Origin of the sequence: Lysobacter firmicutimachus (genome assembly GCF_037027445.1) — a bacterium.
Lineage (GTDB): Bacteria > Pseudomonadota > Gammaproteobacteria > Xanthomonadales > Xanthomonadaceae > Lysobacter > Lysobacter firmicutimachus.
In genome coordinates, this window is sequence record NZ_JBANDL010000002.1 from 4,398,084 (window position 1) to 4,418,727 (window position 20,644).

The following is a 20,644-nucleotide window of genomic DNA, read 5'->3' on the forward strand; positions in this document are numbered from 1 at the left end:
TCGCCCGACGAATCCTTCGCCCGAGCCGCCCATCCAGGTGCGGACCAGAACCGATAGCAGGACGGCATGGCGCACAACCAGTTCGCGTTGCTCACCCAACGGCGTTTCCTGCCGTTCTTCCTGACCCAGGCCCTGGGCGCCTTCAACGACAACGTGTACCGGCAGGCGATCATCGGCCTGCTGTTCTACCTCGGGGTCAGCGACGCGCAACGCACGCTGTACACCAACCTGGCGCCGGCGTTGTTCATCCTGCCCTACTTCCTGTTCTCGGCCACCGCCGGACAGATCGCCGAGAAGCTGGAGAAGCACACGCTGATCCGGATCACGACCACGATGGAAATCGTGATCATGTCGCTGGCGGCGATCGGCTTCCTCACCCAGAACATGGCGATCCTGCTGGTCGCGCTGTTCGGCACCGGCCTGCAGTCGACCCTGTTCGGGCCGGTCAAGTACTCGATCCTGCCGTCGGTGCTCAAGCCCGAGGAACTTACCGGCGGCAACGGCCTGGTCGAGATGGGCACTTCGATCTCGATCCTGGTCGGGATGATCTTCGGCGGACTCATCTTCAAGCTCGCCGGGGATCAAGGCCCGGTGGTCGCGGCGAGCGCGATCGTGCTGCTGGCGGTGACCGGCAACCTGGTCAGCCGCATGATCCCGCGCGCCGACGCCGGCGAGCCGGATCTGAAGATCCAGTGGAATCCGGCGCCGGAATCGCTGCGCATCCTGCGCATGACCCGGCGCCAGCCGGCGGTGCGCAATTCGATCTTGGGCGTGTCCTGGTTCTGGTTCGTCGGCACGGTGCTGACCTCGCAGTTGCCGACCTACGCCATCGCCAACCTCGGCGGCGCCGAAACGCTGTACATCTTCGCCCTGGCGCTGTTCTCGGTGGGCACCGGCGTGGGCTCGATGTTGTGCGAGCGACTGTCGGCGCGCACGGTCGAAATCGGCCTGGTGCCGCTGGGCGCGTTCGGCATGAGCGCGTTCATGGTCGACCTGTATTTCGCCCGCCCCGGCGCCGCCACCACGACCGGGCTGGAAGTCGCCGACTTCATCGCCCAGACCGGCGCCTGGCGGATCATGCTCGACCTGGTCGGCATCGGCGTGTTCGCCGGTTTCTTCGTGGTACCGCTGTTCGCGCTGATCCAGAACCGCTCGCCCAAGAACGAGTTGTCGCGCGTGATCGCCGGCATGAACATCCAGAACGCCGCCTTCATCGTCCTGGCCGCGGTGCTGGGCGTGGTGGTGCAGCGCTTCTTCCACTGGACCATCCCGCAGGTGTTCCTGGCGCTGGCGATCGCCAACGCCCTGGTCGCGATCTACATCTTCACGATCGTGCCCGAGTTCCTGATGCGCTTCCTCAGCTGGGTGTTGGTGCGCACCCTGTACCGGCTGCGCGTGTCCGGCACCGAACGCATTCCCGACGAAGGCGCGGGGCTGATCGTGTGCAACCACGTCAGCTACATGGACGCGCTGATCCTCAGCGCGAGCATCCCGCGCCCGGTGCGCTTCGTCATGTACTACAAGATCTTCAACATCCCGGTGATGAGCTGGATCTTCCGCACCGCCAAGGCGATCCCGATCGCCGGCGCCAAGGAGGACCCGGAGGTCATGCGGCGCGCCTTCGCCGAAATCGAGGCGGCGCTGGCGGACGGCCAGTTGGTCGGCATCTTCCCCGAGGGGGCGCTGACCAAGGACGGCGAGATCGCCACGTTCAAGTCCGGGGTCGAGCGCATCCTGGCCAAGAACCCCGTGCCGGTGGTACCAATGGCGTTGCGCGGAATGTGGTCGAGCATGTGGAGCAAGCGCGACGGTCGCCTGCGCCGGATGCGCGTGCCGCGCCGGTTCCGGGCCCGGGTCGAAGTGGTCGCGGACCCGCCGCGCGACGGCGCCGCGGTCGACGCGCCGGCCCTGGAGGCGCAGGTGCGGGCGCTGCGCGGCGATTGCGCCTGAGCCGCGCCGCGGTCGCGCTGCTAGGATGAGCGCCGAGCGCGGCGGCACCGGTACCGCCGCCGCAACGCGAGGGAGAGCGCGTCCATGAATCAACCCGCCGTCGGCGCCAAGTCGCCGTACCCGAACTACCTGGTCTGGTCGATCATCGTCACCTTGATCGCGTTCTGCGCCTGCTGCGGCGTCGGCGCGATTCCGGGCGTGGTCTCGATCGTCTACGGCGCCCAGGTCGACAGCAAGTTCGCCGCCGGCGACGAGGCCGGCGCCGCACAGGCCTGCGCCAACGCCCGCACTTGGGCCTGGGTCTGCACCGCCCTGGTCGGCCTGGCGGTGGTGATGCAGGTGTTGGGCCTGTTCGTCGAGGGCATGGCCAGCGGCGTGGACATGCTCTTCGACCAGGCGCGCCAGTGGCGCTGAGCCTGCGTCCGGCTTGCCCAGCGCCATGAACGAACTGAGCCCGCGCCGGCGCCACGCCGCCCTCGCCGCGACCGCCGCGGCGGCGGCGCTGGCCGGCGGCGCCGCGGTCTGGCTGCTGCGCCGTTTCGATCCCAATGCGGCCAACAGCCCGCTGCCGGGCTGCGTGTTCTACCAGCTCACCGGCCTGTACTGCCCCGGTTGCGGCATGACCCGCGCCGCGCACGCGCTGGTCCACGGCGACTTCGCCCAGATGCTGGCGATGAATCCGCTGTTGCCGCTGCTGATGCTGGCGCTGCCGCTGCTGGTGTTGCACGCCTACGGTTATCGCCTGCCCAAGGCCGCGATCGCCGCGCTGACCAGCGCCAGGCTGTGGATCGGCCTGCTGCTCGGCTTCTGGGTGCTGCGCAACCTGCCGTGGCCGCCCTTCGCGTGGCTGGCGCCGGGCTGAAGCTCAGAAGCGGTAGGTCGCGCTGATCAGGTAGTAGCGGCCGACCGGGTCGTCGTCGGCGATGCTGTAGCCGCCGGCGCTTTCGTCGTAATTGACCGGGGCATGATCGGTGAGGTTGCTGACGTTGAGGCTCAGCAGCCAGTGATCGAAGCCGCCGTAGGCCAGATTGAGCCCGACCAGGGTCGCGCTGGGCGTGCTGCATTTGCCGGCGCGCTTCCAGCGCTTCATGCAGTCCACGGTCGGGTCGCCGAAGTCGACCTTGGCCGGGCCCATGTAGCGCAGGTTGAGGGTGGCGATCCAGTCGCGGTAATTCCACTGCACGCTGCCGAGCAGGCTGCGGTCGGGCGTGGTGTAACCGGCGTAGTCCAGCGCCGGCACCTGCGGGTGCGAGCGGCGGATCAGCCGGTCCAGATAATGGCCGTTGAGGCGCATCGCGAACTTGCCCCAGCGCGCGGTCTCGACCCGGTAGTCGGCGTCGAGTTCCCAGCCGCGCACCTCGGTGCGGCCGACGTTGTCGAGGTAGACGTTGACTCCGTACAAGTAGCCTTCCTCGTCGCGCAGCAAGGCCTCCGGATACAGCTCCGGACGCTGCAGCGAGTTGATCACCAGCATCTCGTTGTTGCGCACGATGCGGTAGTGATTGAGGCTGAGACTGAAAGCCTCGGCGGGTTGCCAGATCACCCCCAGCGTGCGGCTGTGCGAGGTCTCCGGCTTCAACTTCGGGTTGACCGTGGCGTGCTGGTCGACCAGGCAGGTGGCGGTATCGTCGATCGGAATCAGGCAGGGGCCGATCGCGTCGGAGTACGGGATCTGCGCGGTGTCGCCGAACATCATCGGCCGCCGCACCTCGAACAGGGTCGGCGCGCGATAGCCCTCGCCGACCGAGCCGCGCAGGGTCAGGCTCGGCGTCGGCGTCCACTTGAAGCCGGCCTTGGGCGAGACCCGGCTGCCGAAACCGCCGTTGCGGTCCAGGCGCCAGGCCGCGTCGATCGACAGCGTGTCGTGCAGCGGCAGATTGATCTCGCCGTACACCGCCGAGTCGTTGCGGCTGGATTTGCTGCGCTCCATGTCCTGCGCCAGGGCCACGTTGCCGTTGACGAAGGATGCGCCGGGACGGCTGCGCAAACGCTCGCGGCGGTACTCGGCGCCGACCGCGACGGTGGCGTCGCCGCCGGGCATGCGGAACAGCGGGCCGTCGAAATTGGCCACCGCACTGTCCAGCACCACCTCGCCGCCGAGGGTGTTCTGCGGCGCGATGCGCTCGATCACCTCGTTGGACTTGCTGCTCTGGTCGAAGCGGAACAGGCCGTGCTCGGCCGCTTCGAACAGCTCGCTTTCGTCGATCAATCCGTCGATGCGGTTGTGCACTTTGTTGCGGCGCTGGGCCAGGCTCAGGTCCCACTCCCAACGGCCGCGGTAGCCGCGCAAGCCCATGGTGGCGTCGCGGGTGTTGGTGACGGTGCGGTTGCGCACCGGCCCGACCTCCGAAAACGCATAGGCCAGCGGCAGGATCGGCAGCGGCGCGAACGCGTCGGGGCTGTCTTCCGGCAGGCTGACCAGGCCGTAGAACGGCGCGTTCTGCATCTCCAGCGACACCCGGGTCGCGCGCAGGTCGGCGTAGAACTCGCCGTTGTTGTCGATCGGCTGGCGGTAATGGGCGTAGAAGGCGTTGCTGGTGATGCCGGGCTGGAGGCTCACGTACCGCGCGCGGTCCAGGCTGCAGGGCTTGCCGCCCTCGCCGGCGTCGCGGTCTTCGCAGCCGTCGATCGGCACGTAGTAGTTGCCGAAGTAATAGCCGAACGGGATGCGCGCGTCGCGCAGGCCGCTGTCCTGCTGGTCGAGCGTGCTCCAGTCGCGCTGGCTGCCGACCAGCGGATTGCGGGTGAAATGGTCGGCGCTGAGGAACACGCTGCCGCCGCCGCGGGTCTGCAGGCCGATGCTGGCCGACAGCCGCTGCTGTTCGGCGTCGCCGCGGTCGGAGACGCCGAAGTTGGCGGTGATCTCGCCGCCGCTGTAGTCCTTCTTGAGGATGATGTTGACCACCCCGGCCATCGCGTCGGCGCCGTAGATCGCCGAGGCGCCGCCGTGCAGGATCTCGATCCGGTCGATCATGCTCAACGGAATGCCGTTGAGATCGCTGAGCGCGCCCATGTCGGTCGAGACCAGGCCGTAGTTGGCCATGCGCCGGCCGTCGACCAGGAACAGGGTCGCGCGCGGGCCCAGCGAGTACAGGCTCGAGGACGCCGCCGCGGCCGAAGGCACCTGCGAGGCGCCGCCGCCGGTGGCGACGTCGCGCGGATGGTGGCCGGTCATGCCCGGCATCAGCCGCAGCAGGTCGAACAGGGTCTGGTGGCCGCTGGCGCGGATTTCCTCGCGGGTGATGATGGTCAGCGGGGTCGAGGTCTGGAACGCCGAGCGCGGGATGCGGGTGCCGGTGACATGGACCGTGTCGAGCTGGGTCGGCGCGCTCGGCGGGGTCGATTCGCGCCGCACCGTCGCACGCGGCGGCGCGACCGGGCGCGGCCGCGGCACCGCCTGCAACAAGTAGGTGTTGGCGTTTACGGCCACCGCGGTGAGGCCGGTGCCTTGCAGCAGGCGGGCCAGGGCCTCGCGGGTCGGGGCTTTGCCGTCCAGGCCGGCGCTGCGACGGTTGGCGACCAGCGACGGCGAGTAGAGGATCTGCACGCGGCTCTGCGCGGCGAACGCGTTGAGGGCGTCGTCCAGCGCACCGGCGCGGATGTGGTAGCCATCCCCAGTGGAATCGTTAGGAGGGGCCTGGAAAGCCCCGGCTTCGGACGCGGCTAGAAGCGCGACGGAAACGAGGAACGCAGGGAAAATCTTGGCCATCCACCAACCGCATCGATCGGACTACAGCGGAACACGGCGCCCCCTGTGGACGGCGCACGTCCAACCATAGCATCGACTCGGCCGATGCGGTGTCTCAACCCGCCTTGCGCCGCAAAACGATGTCGCCGTCGTCGCTGCGTTCGCTCTGCAGCGACCAGCCGCGCTCCAGGGCCTGCAGCAGCGAGGCCTGGTCGCCGATGTGGAACACGCCGCTGACGGTGATGTCGCCCAGACCCGGCTCGGCCAGGCGCAGCTTGGTCGCCGAGTAACGGTTCATTTCGCTGAGCAAGGCATCCAGGCGCCGGTTCTTGAACACCAGGTCGCCGTCCGGCCAGGCCTGGGCCACGGCCAGGTCCAGCGGCTCGGGCACGCCGAGCCGGCCTTCGCCGTCGTAGTTGAGCTGCTGGCCCGGACTCAGGGTGCTGCGGGCCTGGGCCACCGCGCCGGTGACTTCGACCGCGCCTTCGATCAGGCCGACATTGACCGTAGCGTCGGTTTTGTCGACCTGGAAGGTGGTGCCGATATCGCGGATGGTGCCGCGCCCGGCCTTGACCGAGAACGGACGCTGCGGATCGGCGGCGACCTGGAACTGGACCCGGCCGCGGTCGACTTCGATCTCGCGCCGGTCCTCGCCGAAACGGGCGACGATCACCGAGTCGGTGTCGAGCAAGACCCGGGTGCCGTCGGCCAGGCGCAGCGCGCGCTGCTCGCCGACCACAGTCGCGTAGCGTTCGCCGGCGGGCAGGGGCGCGGGCGTGCGCAGCCAGCCGATGCCGACCACGGTGGCGACCAGCAACGAAGCGGCCAGCGCGGCCGGCGCCCACCAGCGCGGCCGTGCGCTATCGCGGCTGGCGCGCCAGGCGATGCGCGCGGCGGCCTGGAGCATGTCGTCGCCGGCCAGTTGCGCCGCCAGTTGGTGCGCGCGTTCGGCCTGCACATAGGCCTCCACGTGCGCGGGCGATTCGTCCAGCCAGCGCTGGAACTGCGCCCGCTCCTCGGAGGTGCATTCGGGCGAATCCAGCCGCGCCACCCACGCTTCCGCGCGGCCGTCGTCGATACCCGTCGATGCGGTGAGTGAAGTCTTCATGATTCCTGCCAGCTCTCGTAGCCGCTTTCCTTCATGCGCGTGCGCAACAGCGCCAGCGCCCGGCCGATATTCTTCTCCACCGCCTTTACAGAAATACCGCAATGGCGCGCGATCTGGGTGTAGCTCATGCCGTTGATGCGGTTGAGCAGATAGACCTGGCGGCTGCGCGCGGGCAACTGCAGGATCGCCGCGCGCACCACCGCCAGTTCCTGCTCGGTCGCCACGCGCTGGTCGTGCGCGGGCTCCTGCGAAGGCAGCGCATGGTAGTCCTCGTCCAGACTGACGTGCTCGGGCGCGTGTCGCGTCTTCTGTCGCCGGCCGCGGTCGTTGAGGGCGTTGATCGCGATGCGGTACATCAGGATCTTCAGCGATTCCGGCGGCTGCTCGCGATAGCGCAGCATCCGCATCATCGTTTCCTGGGCGATGTCCTGGGCGTCCTCGAGGCTGGCGGCGGACTTGCGCAGGAACGCGATCAGCGGTTCGCGGTGGTCGCGCAGGAACGCGACGAAATGATCTTCGTCCGCGCGCGCCGAAGCCGCCTGGTTCGCCGCCGAGGAGTCCTGACCCACGTCCACTTTCGTCCACGTTCCCGGGATGTGTTTCGATACTAGCCCAGCCGTCTGCGCCGGGCGAACGAAGTCCGCGGTCTCGGGCACGGCGAGGCCGGGCGCGAAACCGGCCTGGATGATGGGCGTAAATCGACTCACCGGATCGGGTTCTCCGCAGGAAGTTGAGCGCGCAGGCGCGACCGCAGTCACGCAACGCAACGCCGGAACGGTTCGATCGCCTGCCGCCGCCCCAGAGAGCGTTTGCGCGCCGTCCCCCGAGCGCCGGCAAGGCGTCGCGACACGCTGCAACACGACCGCCGGGCCCGACCGGTCCGCGGCGCGCGAAGCCCGCCCCGCCCCCCGGCGGGACCGACGCCTCCCGATGCGACGCGGGAAGCGGGCGACTCGCGCGGCGCATCGGATCTGCCGCACCCGTGACATGAAACGCAGTTGGGGCGGAGGCTCCCTACCCGTTCCATGCGCCGGCGTCGGGATTCGGTTCAGACGGTCGCAAACCGGGACCGAACGGTCGTGGCGGCAGGCGCCGCCGCCGCGGAGGGAACACGCGCCCGGGCGGGCGCGGGCGGGCTCAGGACACGAAGCCGGCGATCACGAACAGCGCCAGCACCGCCAGCCAGACCAGCAGGCTGCGCCAGACCAGGCTCATCGCGTCGCGCAGCTCGGGCACCTCGCCGATCGTGGCCGGCGCCGTGGGCGCGCTCACCCCGGATTCGTCGACGTAGTCGGCGGCCTCTTCGGCCAGTTCGCATTTGACGCTGGCGCGCGCGACTGCGCCGAGGAAGCGGTGGTCCAGGCTGGGGCGGGCACCGCCGGACTCGCGCCAGGCGCCGAGCACGGTGTCGAAATTGCCGACCAGGGCCAGGGCCAGGGTCATCAGCTGCGCCACCGGCCAGTCCAGCGCCGCCAACGCGGCGCGCGCACCGGCGCGGTTTTCGCCGGGCAGCTCGCGCGAAGCCTCGCCTTCGGCGGCCAGGGCGATCAGGCGGTAACCCAGCGCACCGACCGGACCCAGCACCAGGAACCAGAACAGCACCCCGAACCAACGCCGCAACGCGCTGCGGAACACCGCCTCGACCAGTGCGCCGCCGTCCAGCACCGGGGTCTCGCCGTAGCCGAACAGCCGCGCCGCAGCCTCGCGGCGCGCCGCCGGATCGCGCGCCGAAGCCAGCGCCTCGACATCCTGATCCAGATCGCGCGGGCCCCAGGCGTAGAACAGCACCACGATCGCGAACACCAGCCCGCCCAGGCCGATCAGCGGTTCGTCCAGGGCCAGCTGGAACAGGCCGACGCCGAGCAACGGCGGAAGCAGAGCCAGGATCAGGCCGCCCTGCCCGTGCCAGAAGCTGCCTTCGGGGAAGCGGCTGCCGATCCAGCGCAGCCAGTCTCCGTACCAGCCGTAGTGACGCACCGACGCGGCCAGCGACTGGGCAAGATAGCCGAGCACCAGTGCGACGACGGCGGCGATCAACGTGACGGACATCGGGCGACGCTCCTGGCGTAGCGAATCTGAGTCCGATTCTAGCGCGACCGTACGGAACTGAGGCCGACCGCAGCGCGCCGCGCGCACCGTACGTGAACGCATTGCGCCGGCGCTTGCGGCCGGCGCGGGGGCCTCATCCGCGCGCGTGCGCCTCGGCTTCGGCCAGCCACTGATCGATCAGCCAGCGCGAGATGGAAATGCTCGGCGACAGCAGCGGGCCAACGCCGTCGTCGCGGTCGCGGTCGCCGCGCGCGGCGGCGGCGCGGATCTCCTCGAGGGTGAACCAGCGCGCCTCTTCGAGCTCGTCGCCGACCTGCGGCGGGTCGGGTTCGGCCAATGCGGAGAAACCGAGCATCAGCGCGCCCGGGAACGGCCAGGGCTGGGAGCCGAGGTAACGGCAGCCGCGCACGCGCACGCCGGTTTCCTCCAGCACTTCGCGCGCCACAGTCTGCTCCAGCGATTCGCCGGGCTCGACGAAGCCGGCGATCACCGAGTAACGGCGCGGCGGCCAGCCGGCCTGGCGGCCGAGCAGCAGGCGCTCGCCGTCGCCGACCGCGACGATCACCGCCGGATCGGTGCGCGGATAGTGCTCGCTGCCGCACAGGCCGCAACGGCCGAGCCAGCCGGCGCGCGCGAACGCGACTTCGCCCCCGCAGGCGCCGCAGAAACGGTGCCGGCTGCGCCAGTGCTGCAGGGCGCGGGCCTGGGCGAACACGCTGGCATGCAACAGCGGCCAATGCGCGGCGGCGCTGCGCAGATCGACCCGGCGCGGCGCCTGCCAGGCGACCAGTTCGGCCTCGATCGCGAACCAGGCCCCGCCCTCGCCGTCCAGGCCGAGGAACACCGCGGCGCCGACGCCGCCCGGGCCTTCGCTGAGCTCCTGCCCGCTCGGCGCGCGCAGGCCGCCCTCGTCGTCGGCATAGGCCTGGCCGGACGCATCGAGCACGATCACCCGCGCCTGCGGCCACAACGCAGTCAAGGCCGCGGAGTCGTCGCGCAGGTGGTCGGCGCGGTCCAGGACCGCGCGCCAGGCCGAGCCGGAGTCGACGAAGGCGAACGCGGACGCTTGCGGGGCGAGAGGCTCGCTCACACGCCGAACGAGGAACCGCAGCCGCAGGTGGTCTTCGCGTTCGGATTGCGGATCACGAACTGCGAGCCGTGCAGGCTCTCGGTGTAGTCGACTTCGGCGCCCATCAGGTACTGCAGGCTCAGCGGATCGACCAGCAGGGTGACGCCGTCGGTCTGCACGGCGAGGTCGTCCTCGCCCTGCTGTTCGTCGAACTCGAAGCCGTACTGGAAGCCCGAGCAGCCGCCGCCCTGGATGTAGACGCGCAGCTTGAGGGCGTCGTTGCCCTCCTCGGCGATCAGTTCGCGGACCTTGTTCGCCGCGGCCGAGGTGAATTGCAACGGCCGCTCCAGCGATTGATAGCCCGGTGCGGCGGAGTGAAGAGTGGTTTCCATACGCAAAAGGATGAGGGCCCGGCGACGCGCATTCAAGCGCACCGGGCGAACACTGCGATCAGCCGCCGGTGCCGGCGGCGGGGCTTGCGGCAGTGCCGGCGGGCGCCTCCCGGGTCGCCTCGGCCCAGGTGAAGGACTGCTCGACCGGCGCGCCCGACTGCGGGGTCAGCCGCACCGTGACCCGCACCGGGACCAGCCCGGCGGGCACGAACACGTCGCCCTCCACCTGCTGGAAGTACTTGAACGAGTAGGCCACGCCCGGCGCCGCCGGCTGCTGGCGCAGGTCGGTCCAGGCCAGCTTCTCCAGCTTGCCGTCGCGGGTGCCTTCCAGGGCCAGGCTCAGGCGCCCGGCGCTGACCGCACCGCGGTTGAGGTTCTGGGTCAGGGTGGTGGTGAAGTGCCAGGCCGAGGGCGCGTTCTCCTGGGCCTGCATCTTCAGCGCGTGCACGGTCAGGCCGCGGCGCTGGCCGGTGGCGCCGACCAGGCGTTCATAAAAGGCCACGTCGGCGCGCAAGCCGGCGAGTTCCTCGTCGCGCTCGGCCAGCGCGCTCTGCAGGTCGCGGTTGGCCTGGCGGCTGATCTCGTCGGAACGGCCCAGGGTGGTCACGCGCTGGCGCAGCTGTTCCAGCTCGGCGCGCATCTGCCTCGGGGTCAGGACCTCGGCTCCGGGCGGAACCGACGCGATCTCGTCGGCCGGCTCGCCGATCGAGCGCCACAGGCCCCAGGCGCCGAAAGCCAGCGCCGCGGTCAGGGCGATCGCGGCCGGAATCCGCCAGGGATGGCGCTGCGCCTGTGCGGCCGGCGCCACGGGGTTCGGGTCGGCGTTCGGCGGAGACCCGGCGGGAGACGGCGTGGCTGGGGAGGTCGTTTCGCTCATCCACACCGTCTGGGGGCTGGGCCCGCGCCGCTCAATCCATCGCGGCGAGGGCGGTAATCGCGGCTTCAGGCGCCGGCAGGGCCGCCGCCGACTCGGCGTGGATCAGGCGGCCGGTCAGCATCGAGCCGGCGGTCATTTCCACGACCCGATAATGCACGTTTCCTTGGACCCGCGCTTTGGCCGCCAGTTCCACCCGTTCGCTGGAGTAAACGTCGCCGTTGAGGGTGCCGTTGAGGACCACCACCGGCGCGCGCACCTCGCCCTCGATGCTGCCGTTTTCGGCCAGGGTCAGACTGGCCGGCTGCCCTTCCTGCGCCACCAGCTTGCCGACGATGCGGCCTTCGATATACAGCCCGCCGCTGAAATGCAGGTCGCCGTGGATCACCACCTGCGGGCCGATCATGGTGTCGACCTGGCCTTCGCGCAGTTGGGTCGGTTTGCTGGTCTTGAACATCGTTTAAGTTTCCCCGGTTACGGTGACGCCGCTCTTCCAGGCGAAACGCTGTTCGATCGAAGCGTTTTCCCCGCGCAACGAAACGCGCACGCGTTGCGGGGTGAACCCCGCCGGCAGCATCACGCTGCCGTCGAGCTGCTGGAAGTAGCGGAAAGAATAGTTCTGCGGCGGCGCTTTCGGTTTCTGGTGCAATTCGTCCCAGCCGATCGACGCCAGCTTGCCGCCGCGCACCCCCTCGACCTGGAAGTGCAGGCCGCCGCTGCTGACCGCGCCGCGGTTGAGGTTCTGGGTCAGCACGATCTGGTAGCGCCAGGTGCCGCCGGCCTCGGGCTTGAACTCGACCGAGTGGACGTTCAGGCCCTTGGCCGGCGCCGTCGCACCGACCAGGCGTTCGTAGAAGGCGACGTCGGCGCGCAGGTCGGAGATCTCCTCCTCGCGCTGGGCCAGGGCCTCCTGCACCTGCTTGTTGGCGGCGCGGCTGATCTGGTCGGAGCGCTGCAGGGTGGTCTCGCGCTGGGCCAGGCGATCGAGTTCGTTCTGGCGCTGGCGCAATTCGCGCTGGGTCGAGGCCAGCTCGGCACTGATCTCGGGCAGCATCGGCGCCGCCCGCGACTGCGACCACAACCACGCGCCGACCAGCGACGCCGCCCACGCCACGCCTACGGCGGCCCAGATATAAGGACGCTTGTCCGGCTGTTGCTGGACGATGACGAAACGGGGCGGCGGGGCTTTGGCCATGCTCGACTGCGACAAACGCCGCTTTGCCTATACTCAACCCTCGATCTTAACGGGAACGCCGCCGTGTCCGATGCGCACCTGTTCGCAGTTGGAGTGGTTCTGGCCTGGCTGGCCGGGGTCCGGGTCTATCTGACCGTGTTCGGCGTCGGCCTGGCCGGCTTCCTGGGCTGGCTGGACCTGCCGCAGGCCCTGCAGGCGACCCAGTCGCCGTGGGTGCTCGGGGTCTGCGGCCTGCTCGCCGCCGGCGAGTTCTTCGCCGACAAGATCCCCGGGGTCGATTCGGGCTGGGACCTGCTGCACACCCTGCTGCGGGTGCCGGTCGGCGCGTTCCTGGCCGCGGCGGCCATGTCGCCCGACGGCGAGCTGGGGGCCGGAGCCCTGGCGGCCGGCGCCGGCGTGGCCCTGACCAGCCACCTGCTCAAGTCCGGCTCGCGCGCCCTGCTCAACGCCTCGCCCGAGCCGGTCACCAACTGGACCGCCTCGGTCACCGAGGACGCCGCCGTGGTCGGCGGCCTGGCCCTGGTGTTCGCCTACCCCTGGGTGACGTTGGCGATCGTGGTGCTGATCAGCCTGACCATCGGAACGGCGCTGTGGTGGCTGTGGCGGAAGATCTTCGGGCGGCGGCGCAAGGCCAAAGAGCTGGAAGTGAGCTGAGAAGACCGGGCAGCGGGCAAAGACCGACGCTCGCCGATCGCTGCTGCAGAATAAAAAAGCCGCCGGTGCGAACCGGCGGCTTTTGGGTGTCTGGCTGGCGGCGCTTGCGCGCGGCTGGCGGGATACAGGCCCGGACAGAAGCGGCAGCGAGCGTCTTGCGCTCGCTCCTCGCGTCTCCCTCGCTTATTCCTCGCCCTTCTCGATCTTGGTCAGCAGATAGTTCTGCTCGCCCAGGCGCTCGATCAGCGCGAGCTGGGTTTCGATCCAGTCCACGTGCTCTTCTTCCGAGTCGAGGATGTCGGCGAACAGCTTGCGGCTGACGTAGTCGCTGACGGTTTCGCAATACTTGATCGCTTCGCGCAGCAGCGGAATCGCTTCCAGCTCGAGCGCCAAGTCGCAGGCCAGCAGCTCGCGCGGGTTTTCGCCGATGCGCAGCTTGCCCAGGGCCTGGAAGTTGGGCAGGCCATCGAGGAACAGGATGCGGTCCGACAGCTTGTCGGCGTGCTTCATCTCGTCGATGGACTCGTGGTACTCGTGTTCGGCCAGTTCTTTCAGGCCCCAGTTCTTCAGCATCTTGGCGTGCAGGAAGTACTGGTTGATCGCGGTCAGCTCGTTGTAGAGCGCCTTGTTGAGATATTCGATGACCTTGGGGTCGCCTTTCATGGCCGTGGCTCCGACGTTGCTATGGCGGGCACTGTAGCCAGTTCGCGAACCCGATGACGGAACGCGAATCGTGCGCAACGGGAGTCGAGAATCAGTGGCGTTGGCAGTCCCGGCGGGGCCGGGCGGCGGGCTCGATCAGGCGGCCTGCGGCAACACCGTGAGCGGCAAGTCGATCGTGCCGCGCGCCTGCTCCAGCAGCGAGGCGGCCAGTTCCAGGCAGCTGCCGCAATTGGCGCCGGCGCCGGTCCGCATGGTCAGCTCGGGCAGGCTGCGGCACCCGGCCTCCGCGGCCTGGCGGATGTCGCGGTCGGTGACTCCGTTGCAGATGCAGACGTACACGGCGGCGGGCGTTCGGGCAGGCAGCCGGATGGCTGCGAGGCCATTCCGCCATGAATGAGAATGATTGTCAATTAACGGCAGCCGACCAATGGCCGCCGGGGACCGGCGCGTTCAGGCGCCCGGCTCGGACCCGCCCCGGGCCGGGCTGCCGGGCACGCCGGCCCGCGCGCGCGGCCGCTGCCGGTTGCGGCCGGCCAGATGCGGGTCGTGCATGCGGGTGTCGGGAGCGGGCGCCGGCACGGCCTGGGCGCCGGCGACATGGCGGGCGAACGGGGCCAGATGGCGCAGGGCGCTGGCGTAGACGCCGCGCTTGAACATCACCACGTGCTCGACCGGGTACCAGAAATCCACCCAGCGCCAGTGGTCGAACTCAGGCTTTTCGGTCAGGTCCAGGCGCAGGTCCGACTCCTGCCCGGTCAGGCGCAGCAGGAACCACACCTGCTTCTGGCCGATGCAGACCAGACGGTCGTTGCGCCGGATCGCCCGGTGCGGCAGGCGGTAACGCAACCAGCCCGGAGTGGCGCCGAGGACCTCGACGTGCTGCGGCAGCAGGCCGGTCTCCTCGCGCAATTCGCGATACATCGCCTCCAGCGGCGTCTCGTCGCTGTTCATCCCGCCTTGCGGGAACTGCCAGCCGTCGCGATGCACTCGGCGCGCCCAGAACAGGCGGCCGTCCGGGTGCATCAACACGATGCCTACATTGGGCCTGTAACCGTCCGGATCGATCACGATGCGGACTCCGAATTTCTACTGAGTCCGACTCTGCCACGGGGTGCGGCAGACGACAAGTCGTGCAAAGCGGCGGGGTCCCCATTGACAGGCACCCCTCCGGCATGAAGAATTCGCGGTTCCCCGTGGCTATGTAGCTCAGCCGGTTAGAGCACAGCACTCATAATGCTGGGGTCGGTGGTTCGAGTCCACCCATAGCCACCATCGATTCCGCGCCGGCCTTCGCCGTCGCAGCCGGCCCGCCAGCGTTGCGGGCTTTTTCGTATCCGGGCCCCGCCCCGGACCCGACGCTCCGCCCTCTGCGGCCCGCGCGCCCGGACCGGCGGCGTCCACCGCCCGACCGCTTGCCGCACAATGTCCGTCATGAACATCTTCAAGGTCTTCACCCTCGAGGCCGCGCACCGGCTGCCGAACGTGCCGGAAGGGCACAAGTGCGCGCGCCTGCACGGCCATTCGTTCCGGGTCGAAGTGCACCTGACCGGCGACCTGGGCGAGCACAGCGGCTGGGTGATGGACTATGCCGACGTCAAGAAGGCGTTCCAGCCGATCTACGACCGCCTCGACCACCACTACCTCAACGACATTCCCGGCCTGGAAAACCCGACCAGCGAACGCCTGGCGGTGTGGATCTGGGAACAGCTCAAGCCGGTGCTGCCGCTGCTGAGCGAGATCGTCGTGCACGAAACCTGCACCGCCGGCTGCCGCTACCGCGGCTGAGCTGCGGCTCGCGTGCCAACGAACGCCCGAACGCCATGCGTTCGGGCCCCGGGAAGCGAATCCTCCTGTCGCCGCGCACCGGCGCGGTCCCGCCCCCTCATCCGCCCCTTCCGGGCACCTTATCCCGCAAGCGGGAGAAGGCAACGACGGCGGCGCCATCGTCGCGAGGCCCGATCGAACCTTCGAAGCCCCTTTCCCGCTGGCGGGAGAGGGTTGGGGAGAGGGTCTCTCGGCCGCCCGCGCGCCCCGCACAACCGCCCTCGCCCGCCGCGGCGACCTCCCCTCGCGCCTGTCAGGCACGCGAAACCTGGGCGTCACAGCCCCGAATTAGGCTTTGCCTGAACCGCTGCTTGGGCGCTAAGCGGCTGAACAGGCAGGTTTTCTGAACCGGTTCAGACCGCTCGTCGGTGCGATGTTGCATCGCAACAATGCCCTGGCTATGCTGCACCGCACCATCCAGTCGTTCTCCGTCTGGACCACTCAGGAGCTCAGCCATGTACCAGCAGTTCAACGAACAGTTCGCCGCCGCTACGCGCCAGTTCGCGGACACGGCCGCTCAGATCAACCGTCTCGCCCTCGACAACGCCGAGGCCGTGTTCGGCCTGCAGATCGCCGCGATCGAGGACCGCGTCAACGCGACCTTCGCGTTCTTCGGCGAAGCCGCCGAGGCCCGCGATTTCGAAGCCTTCAAGACCCTGTGGCCGAAGGGCGTGCAGATCGCCCGCGAGAACGTCGAGCGCGCCGTCAGCACCGGCCAGGAAACCTTCGGCCGCACGCTGAAGACCAACGAAGCGATCGCCGAGCTGGCCAAGTCGCAGATCGAATCGGCCGCCAAGACCACCCAGGCCAACGTCGAGAAGGCCGCCAAGGCTGCGACCAAGGCCGGCGTCGCTCCGGCCGCCAAGTAACTCCCGCTCAGAGCCGGTATCGGCCGCCGACCGCAGCGTTCCTCTCTCTCCGCCCGGTCGGCGGTTCGTATCGGCACATCGGAAAACACGAAACCCGGCCCCTTCGGCGGCCGGGTTTTTTGTTGTCCGACAAGCCGTCTTCGGTGCCCGGGCGCCGCGGCGCCGGCGCTCAGAACACCGGCGCCAGCCGCTGCGCCAACGCGTGCGGATCGGGCTGCGGCGCATACGGCAACCGCCCCCAGCACGGCATCGGCAGGCGCGCACGCAGGATCTCGAAGTTCTCGTCGGCGCGCGCCATGTCCGGATCGATGCCGTTGGCGATCCAACCGATCGCGCGCACGCCGTCGGCCTGCAGCGCGCGCGCGCTGAGCCGGGCGTGGTTGATCGCGCCCAGGCGCAGGCCGACCACCAGCACCACCGGCAAGTCCAGCGCGCGCACCAGATCGACCTGGTCCAGCGTGGCGCTGATCGGCGCGGCCCACCCGCCGACGCCCTCGACCACCACACAGTCGGCCTGCGCGGCCAGGCGCGCGTGCGCGGCGAGGATGGTGTCCAGCTCGATGCTCACGCCGGCTTCGGCGGCGGCGATCTCCGGCGCCAGCGGCTGCGGCAAGGCGTAGGGATTGACGTCCTCGTAGCTCGGCACCGGCGAACTGGCCGCCTGCAACAGCAGCGCGTCTTCGTTGCGCCAACCGTCCGGCCCCGGCTCGCAGCCGCTGGCCACCGGTTTCATGCCGACCGCGCGCAATCCGCGCGCGCGCAGCGCGTGCAACAGCGCCGCGCTGGCCAGCGATTTGCCGATGCCGGTGTCGGTGCCGGTCACGAATACGCCCGGAGGACAGGCAGGACGCGGCGCCGGATCGGCACGATTTGCGGCCGTTGGTCGGATGGCGCCGGCGACCGGAGGCTGGTTGTGACTCATCTCGCGCTTTTGTTCCCGCTTCCCGGATCGGCCCATGGTAGTCGCGCAAGACGCCGCTGTTACACTTCCGCGATGTTTACCGCCTCTTCTTTGACCGGCGACAAGGCCGAGCAGTACCGGCAGCTGGTCGCGCAAACGCGCGGCCTGCTCGACGGCGAACGCGATCGCATCGCCAACGCCGCCAACCTGTCGGCGCTGATCGCGCACGCCCTGCCCGACCTCAACTGGGTCGGCTTCTATTTCTACGACGGCCGCGAGCTGGTGGTCGGTCCGTTCCAAGGCCTGCCGGCCTGCGTGCGCATTCCGCTCGACAAGGGCGTATGCGGCGCGGCGGCGACCACCCGGCAGACCCAGCGCGTCGCCGACGTGCACGACTTCCCCGGCCACATCGCCTGCGATGCGGCTTCGCGTTCGGAACTGGTGGTGCCGCTGCTGCGCGGCGAGGAGCTCATCGGCGTGCTCGATCTCGACAGTCCGCTGCCGGAACGTTTCGACGCCGACGATCAGGCCGGCCTCGAGGCCATCGCCCGCGTTTACCTGGAGTCGCTGGCATGAGCGCGGCGAAGATGCGCAACATCGGCCCCAAGAGCGCGGCCTGGCTGCGCCAGGTCGGCCTGCGTACCCACGAGGACCTGGCCTCGGTCGGCACGGTCGAAGCCTTCATGCGGGTCAAGCGCGCCGGCTTCAAGCCGACCCTCAACCTGCTGTACGCGATCGAGGGCGCCCTGCTCGACTGCCACTGGCAGGAGATCAGCGAGGAGCGCCGGCAGGAGCTGATCCTGGCCGCCGATGCCGCCACCGCCCTGCTGCCGGCGCCGCGCAACAAGCCGGCCGCCGCGCCGGTGCGCACCACCGTGCATGCCGAAGACGGTTACGAATCCGGCGGCGGTTTCGCCGCGGCGGGCGAGCGCGAGTCCGGCCACGACGACGATCACGGCGGCGGTTTCGACCGCGATGGCGGCGCGGACGAAGGCGAGCGCGACGACGACGAACGCGGCGAGCGCGACTGACCCCGCCGGGCGGCCGATACGCGTCCGCCGCCCGCTGCGATCGCCCCGCCCCGGGGCCCGACCCGGAGGCCAGCCGGCCGCACCTGCAATGGATCGCCCGGCTCCGTCCGCGCGGCCGTTTCGGACAGCCTGCCCGGCATCGCGTAGAATCCGCCCCGCTTCGAGGTGACCCCACGGCCGACCGCCGCCGGGGTTGAAACGGGAAGCCGGTGACGCGCCCGGCCCGACGGATCTTCCGCCGGCGCCGCAGCCCAGTCCGGCACTGCCCCCGCAACGGTAAGCGAGCCAGGTCGCGGCCTGCGCCACTGTGCGATGCACGGGAAGGCGCCGCGACCGGAAGTCCGGCCCGGCCGGCTTCGCCCGCGAGTCCGGAGACCGGCCCCGAGGCGCCATCGGTTGCGATGCGGAGGGCGTCGCGGCACGGCCGCCGTTCCCGCGCCCGTCGTCGTCCGCCTCTCCCCCGCCGCCTTCCCTGCCGTTTTGCCGCGCGCCGTGCGCGCGCGTCGTGGAGCTTTGCCATGCGTGCCCTGAACCTGTCCTTCGCCATCGCCTGCGCGCTCGCGCTGCCGGCCACCGCCCTCGCCGCGCCCGCGGGCGAGGCCACCGACCTCGACGAGGTCGTGGTCACCGCCAACCGCACCGCGGTCAGCGTCAACGACGCCCTGAGCCCGGTGGAAGTGCTGACCCGCACCGAGATCGAGCGCAGCCAGGCCCGCGACCTCAACGATCTGCTGCGCGGCCGCGCCGGCATCTCGCTGTCCAACCAGGGCGGCGCCGGCAAGCTGACCACCCTGTTCCTGCGCGGCAGCGAATCCGACCACGTGCTGTTCCTGGTCGACGGCATCCGCATCGGCTCGCCGACCTCCGGCCTGGCCTCGCTGCAGGATCTGCCGCTGGCCTTGATCGACCGGATCGAAATCGTGCGCGGCCCGCGCTCGAGCCTGTACGGCGCCGACGCCATCGGCGGCGTGATCCAGGTGTTCACCCGTCGCGAGCAGCAGGGCTTCGCCCCGCGCGCCCACGTCGGCGGCGGCAGCAACGGCGCGATCGAATTCGGCACCGGCTTCGGCGGCCGCAGCGGCCGCGGCTGGTTCGGCGCCGACTACAGCTTCCGCAAGACCCAGGGCATCGACGCCTGCCGCGGCGCCGGCTTCCCGGTGTTCGCCGGCTGCTTCACCGACGAGCCCGACCGCGACGGCTACGAAAGCCACGCCCTGTCGCTGCGCGGCGGCATCGACCTCAACGAGCAGTGGAGCATCGAAGGCCAGGCCCTGCGCGCCGAGGGCGAGAACGACTACGACGGCAGCTTCGTCAATTACTCCGAGACCGTGCAGCAGGTGATCGGCGGCAAGGTCCGCTGGCGCCCGAGCGAAACGGTCAACGTGCAATTGGTCGCCGGCCGCAACGTCGACAGTTCCGACAACTTCCTCGGCTCGCTGCCGATGGGCTTCTTCAGCACCGACCGCGACAGCGCCAGCCTGCAGGCCGATTTCACCGTCGCCGACGGCCATGTGTTGACTGCGGGCTTCGATTGGCTGCGCGACCGCGTCGACAGCGACACGATCTACGACGAGCGCGAGCGCGACAACAAGGCCGGCTTCGTCCAGTACCAGGGCCACTTCGGCGCCCATTCCTTCGAAGCCAGCCTGCGCCGCGACGACAACGAACAGTTCGGCGGCCACACCACCGGCGGCGTCGCCTGGGGCCTGGACTTCGCCGAACGCTGGCGCGTCACCGCCGGCTACGGCACCGCGTTCAAGGCGCCGACCTTCAATGAGCTGTACTACCCGTTCTTCGGCAACGCCCGGCTCAAGCCGGAAGAGTCCAAGACCTGGGAAGTCGGCCTGGCTTACCGCGGCGACGGTTTCACCGCGCGCATCGACGGCTTCGACACCCGCGCCGACGACCTGATCACCTACGACGCGGCGATCAACCTGCCCAACAACATCGAACGCGCGCGCATGCGCGGCGCCGAGATCGGGGTCGACACCGAATTCGCCGGCTGGACCCTGGCCGCCAGCGCCAGCTTCCTCGACACCGAGAACCGTCGCGGCTTCAACCGCGGCAACGAGCTGCCGCGCCGCGCCAAGCACAGCGGCCGCATCGACTTGGACCGCGCCTTCGGCAAGTTCCGCGTCGGCGCCACCGCGGTCGGCTACGGCTCGCGCTACGACAACGCCGCCAACAGCGTGCGTCTGGGCGGCTACGGCACCTTGGATCTGCGCGCCGAATACGCCTTCACCCCGGCGCTGAGCCTGCAGGCGCGCGTGGCCAACGTGTTCGACCGCGAGTACGAGACCGTGTCGTACTACAACCAGCCCGGCCGCGAGTGGTTCCTGACCCTGCGTTACGCACCGGCCAACTGAGTCGGCTCCCT

General features: G+C 69.8%; 22 protein-coding genes, 1 tRNA gene and 1 riboswitch. Of the genes, 10 read left to right on the plus strand and 13 right to left on the minus strand.

What is annotated here, in order from left to right:
* Positions 1 to 66: 66 nt before the first annotated feature.
* The 3 genes from V2J18_RS18975 (at position 67) to V2J18_RS18985 (ending at position 2,812) form a co-directional block, all read left to right on the plus strand.
* Complete coding sequence (locus tag V2J18_RS18975; RefSeq protein ID WP_336132595.1) at positions 67 to 1,950, plus strand: MFS transporter; 1,884 nt, start codon at positions 67 to 69, stop codon at positions 1,948 to 1,950.
* Positions 1,951 to 2,034: 84 nt separating this feature from the next.
* Positions 2,035 to 2,364, plus strand: coding sequence for a CD225/dispanin family protein (locus tag V2J18_RS18980; RefSeq protein WP_336132596.1), 330 nt, complete (start codon positions 2,035 to 2,037; stop codon positions 2,362 to 2,364).
* Positions 2,365 to 2,389: 25 nt separating this feature from the next.
* Entirely contained in the window at positions 2,390 to 2,812 is a 423-nt protein-coding gene (locus V2J18_RS18985) for a DUF2752 domain-containing protein (RefSeq protein ID WP_064747265.1), read from the plus strand.
* Positions 2,813 to 2,815: 3 nt separating this feature from the next.
* Here the strand turns inward: V2J18_RS18985 and V2J18_RS18990 are convergent, their stop codons facing one another.
* The 9 genes from V2J18_RS18990 to V2J18_RS19030 form a co-directional block, all read right to left on the minus strand.
* Positions 2,816 to 5,659 carry a TonB-dependent receptor domain-containing protein gene (locus V2J18_RS18990; RefSeq protein ID WP_336132597.1) on the minus strand — a complete coding sequence of 948 codons (2,844 nt, stop codon included), beginning with the start codon at positions 5,657 to 5,659 and terminating at the stop codon, positions 2,816 to 2,818.
* A 94-nt stretch (positions 5,660 to 5,753) separates the two neighbouring features.
* Positions 5,754 to 6,746 carry a FecR family protein gene (locus tag V2J18_RS18995; RefSeq protein ID WP_336132598.1) on the minus strand — a complete coding sequence of 331 codons (993 nt, stop codon included), beginning with the start codon at positions 6,744 to 6,746 and terminating at the stop codon, positions 5,754 to 5,756.
* The gene (locus tag V2J18_RS19000) at positions 6,743 to 7,504 is read right to left on the minus strand and encodes an RNA polymerase sigma factor (protein ID WP_315851253.1); all 762 of its coding nucleotides are present in this window, start codon (positions 7,502 to 7,504) and stop codon (positions 6,743 to 6,745) included. The genes V2J18_RS18995 and V2J18_RS19000 overlap by 4 nt, the downstream gene beginning before the upstream one ends.
* 379 nt (positions 7,505 to 7,883) lie before the next feature.
* Positions 7,884 to 8,795: a regulatory signaling modulator protein AmpE gene (gene ampE / locus V2J18_RS19005; protein WP_336132599.1), complete on the minus strand. Its 912-nt coding sequence runs from the start codon at positions 8,793 to 8,795 to the stop codon at positions 7,884 to 7,886.
* Positions 8,796 to 8,928: 133 nt separating this feature from the next.
* A complete protein-coding gene (gene nudC, locus V2J18_RS19010; protein WP_336132600.1) occupies positions 8,929 to 9,885 on the minus strand; it encodes an NAD(+) diphosphatase in 957 nt (318 codons plus the stop codon).
* The gene (gene erpA, locus V2J18_RS19015; protein WP_336132601.1) at positions 9,882 to 10,256 is read right to left on the minus strand and encodes an iron-sulfur cluster insertion protein ErpA; all 375 of its coding nucleotides are present in this window, start codon (positions 10,254 to 10,256) and stop codon (positions 9,882 to 9,884) included. Before erpA ends, nudC begins: the two co-directional genes overlap by 4 nt.
* 58 nt (positions 10,257 to 10,314) lie before the next feature.
* Complete coding sequence (locus V2J18_RS19020; protein WP_261370051.1) at positions 10,315 to 11,133, minus strand: DUF6776 family protein; 819 nt, start codon at positions 11,131 to 11,133, stop codon at positions 10,315 to 10,317.
* 31 nt (positions 11,134 to 11,164) lie between these two features.
* Positions 11,165 to 11,587 carry a bactofilin family protein gene (locus V2J18_RS19025; RefSeq protein WP_064747272.1) on the minus strand — a complete coding sequence of 141 codons (423 nt, stop codon included), beginning with the start codon at positions 11,585 to 11,587 and terminating at the stop codon, positions 11,165 to 11,167.
* 3 nt (positions 11,588 to 11,590) lie between these two features.
* Positions 11,591 to 12,325 carry a DUF6776 family protein gene (locus V2J18_RS19030; protein ID WP_336132602.1) on the minus strand — a complete coding sequence of 245 codons (735 nt, stop codon included), beginning with the start codon at positions 12,323 to 12,325 and terminating at the stop codon, positions 11,591 to 11,593.
* A gap of 63 nt (positions 12,326 to 12,388) precedes the next feature.
* On the opposite strand from V2J18_RS19030, the gene V2J18_RS19035 reads away from it, so the two are divergent.
* On the plus strand, positions 12,389 to 12,979 hold the full coding sequence (locus V2J18_RS19035; protein ID WP_064747274.1) for a DUF4126 domain-containing protein: 591 nt from the start codon (positions 12,389 to 12,391) through the stop codon (positions 12,977 to 12,979).
* A gap of 183 nt (positions 12,980 to 13,162) precedes the next feature.
* Here the strand turns inward: V2J18_RS19035 and bfr are convergent, their stop codons facing one another.
* The 3 genes from bfr to V2J18_RS19050 form a co-directional block, all read right to left on the minus strand.
* Positions 13,163 to 13,642 carry a bacterioferritin gene (bfr, locus tag V2J18_RS19040; RefSeq protein WP_064747275.1) on the minus strand — a complete coding sequence of 160 codons (480 nt, stop codon included), beginning with the start codon at positions 13,640 to 13,642 and terminating at the stop codon, positions 13,163 to 13,165.
* 135 nt (positions 13,643 to 13,777) lie between these two features.
* Entirely contained in the window at positions 13,778 to 13,981 is a 204-nt protein-coding gene (locus V2J18_RS19045) for a (2Fe-2S)-binding protein (protein WP_221671271.1), read from the minus strand.
* A gap of 111 nt (positions 13,982 to 14,092) precedes the next feature.
* Complete coding sequence (locus V2J18_RS19050; RefSeq protein ID WP_064747277.1) at positions 14,093 to 14,710, minus strand: RNA pyrophosphohydrolase; 618 nt, start codon at positions 14,708 to 14,710, stop codon at positions 14,093 to 14,095.
* Positions 14,711 to 14,837: 127 nt separating this feature from the next.
* Here V2J18_RS19050 and V2J18_RS19055 point away from each other — a divergent pair.
* The 3 genes from V2J18_RS19055 (at position 14,838) to V2J18_RS19065 (ending at position 16,335) form a co-directional block, all read left to right on the plus strand.
* Positions 14,838 to 14,914: transfer RNA gene (locus V2J18_RS19055), tRNA-Met, on the plus strand.
* A 159-nt stretch (positions 14,915 to 15,073) separates the two neighbouring features.
* Complete coding sequence (gene queD, locus V2J18_RS19060) at positions 15,074 to 15,427, plus strand: 6-carboxytetrahydropterin synthase QueD (protein WP_336132603.1); 354 nt, start codon at positions 15,074 to 15,076, stop codon at positions 15,425 to 15,427.
* 494 nt (positions 15,428 to 15,921) lie between these two features.
* Positions 15,922 to 16,335 (plus strand): phasin family protein, encoded by a 414-nt coding sequence (locus tag V2J18_RS19065; RefSeq protein ID WP_336132604.1) that lies wholly within the window; start codon positions 15,922 to 15,924, stop codon positions 16,333 to 16,335.
* Positions 16,336 to 16,504: 169 nt separating this feature from the next.
* On the opposite strand, the gene bioD is transcribed toward V2J18_RS19065, so the two are convergent.
* Positions 16,505 to 17,224, minus strand: a complete 720-nt coding sequence (gene bioD / locus V2J18_RS19070) for a dethiobiotin synthase (RefSeq protein ID WP_425606122.1) — start codon at positions 17,222 to 17,224, stop codon at positions 16,505 to 16,507.
* Positions 17,225 to 17,329: 105 nt separating this feature from the next.
* Here bioD and V2J18_RS19075 point away from each other — a divergent pair, with 105 nt between their 5' ends.
* The 3 genes from V2J18_RS19075 (at position 17,330) to btuB (ending at position 20,633) form a co-directional block, all read left to right on the plus strand.
* Positions 17,330 to 17,812: a GAF domain-containing protein gene (locus tag V2J18_RS19075; protein ID WP_064747281.1), complete on the plus strand. Its 483-nt coding sequence runs from the start codon at positions 17,330 to 17,332 to the stop codon at positions 17,810 to 17,812.
* Entirely contained in the window at positions 17,809 to 18,267 is a 459-nt protein-coding gene (locus V2J18_RS19080) for a TfoX/Sxy family protein (protein WP_075575041.1), read from the plus strand. The genes V2J18_RS19075 and V2J18_RS19080 overlap by 4 nt, the downstream gene beginning before the upstream one ends.
* Before the next feature lie 146 nt (positions 18,268 to 18,413).
* Positions 18,414 to 18,665: riboswitch (cobalamin riboswitch) on the plus strand.
* A 120-nt stretch (positions 18,666 to 18,785) separates the two neighbouring features.
* A complete protein-coding gene (gene btuB, locus V2J18_RS19085) occupies positions 18,786 to 20,633 on the plus strand; it encodes a TonB-dependent vitamin B12 receptor (protein ID WP_336132606.1) in 1,848 nt (615 codons plus the stop codon).
* Positions 20,634 to 20,644 lie beyond the last annotated feature (11 nt).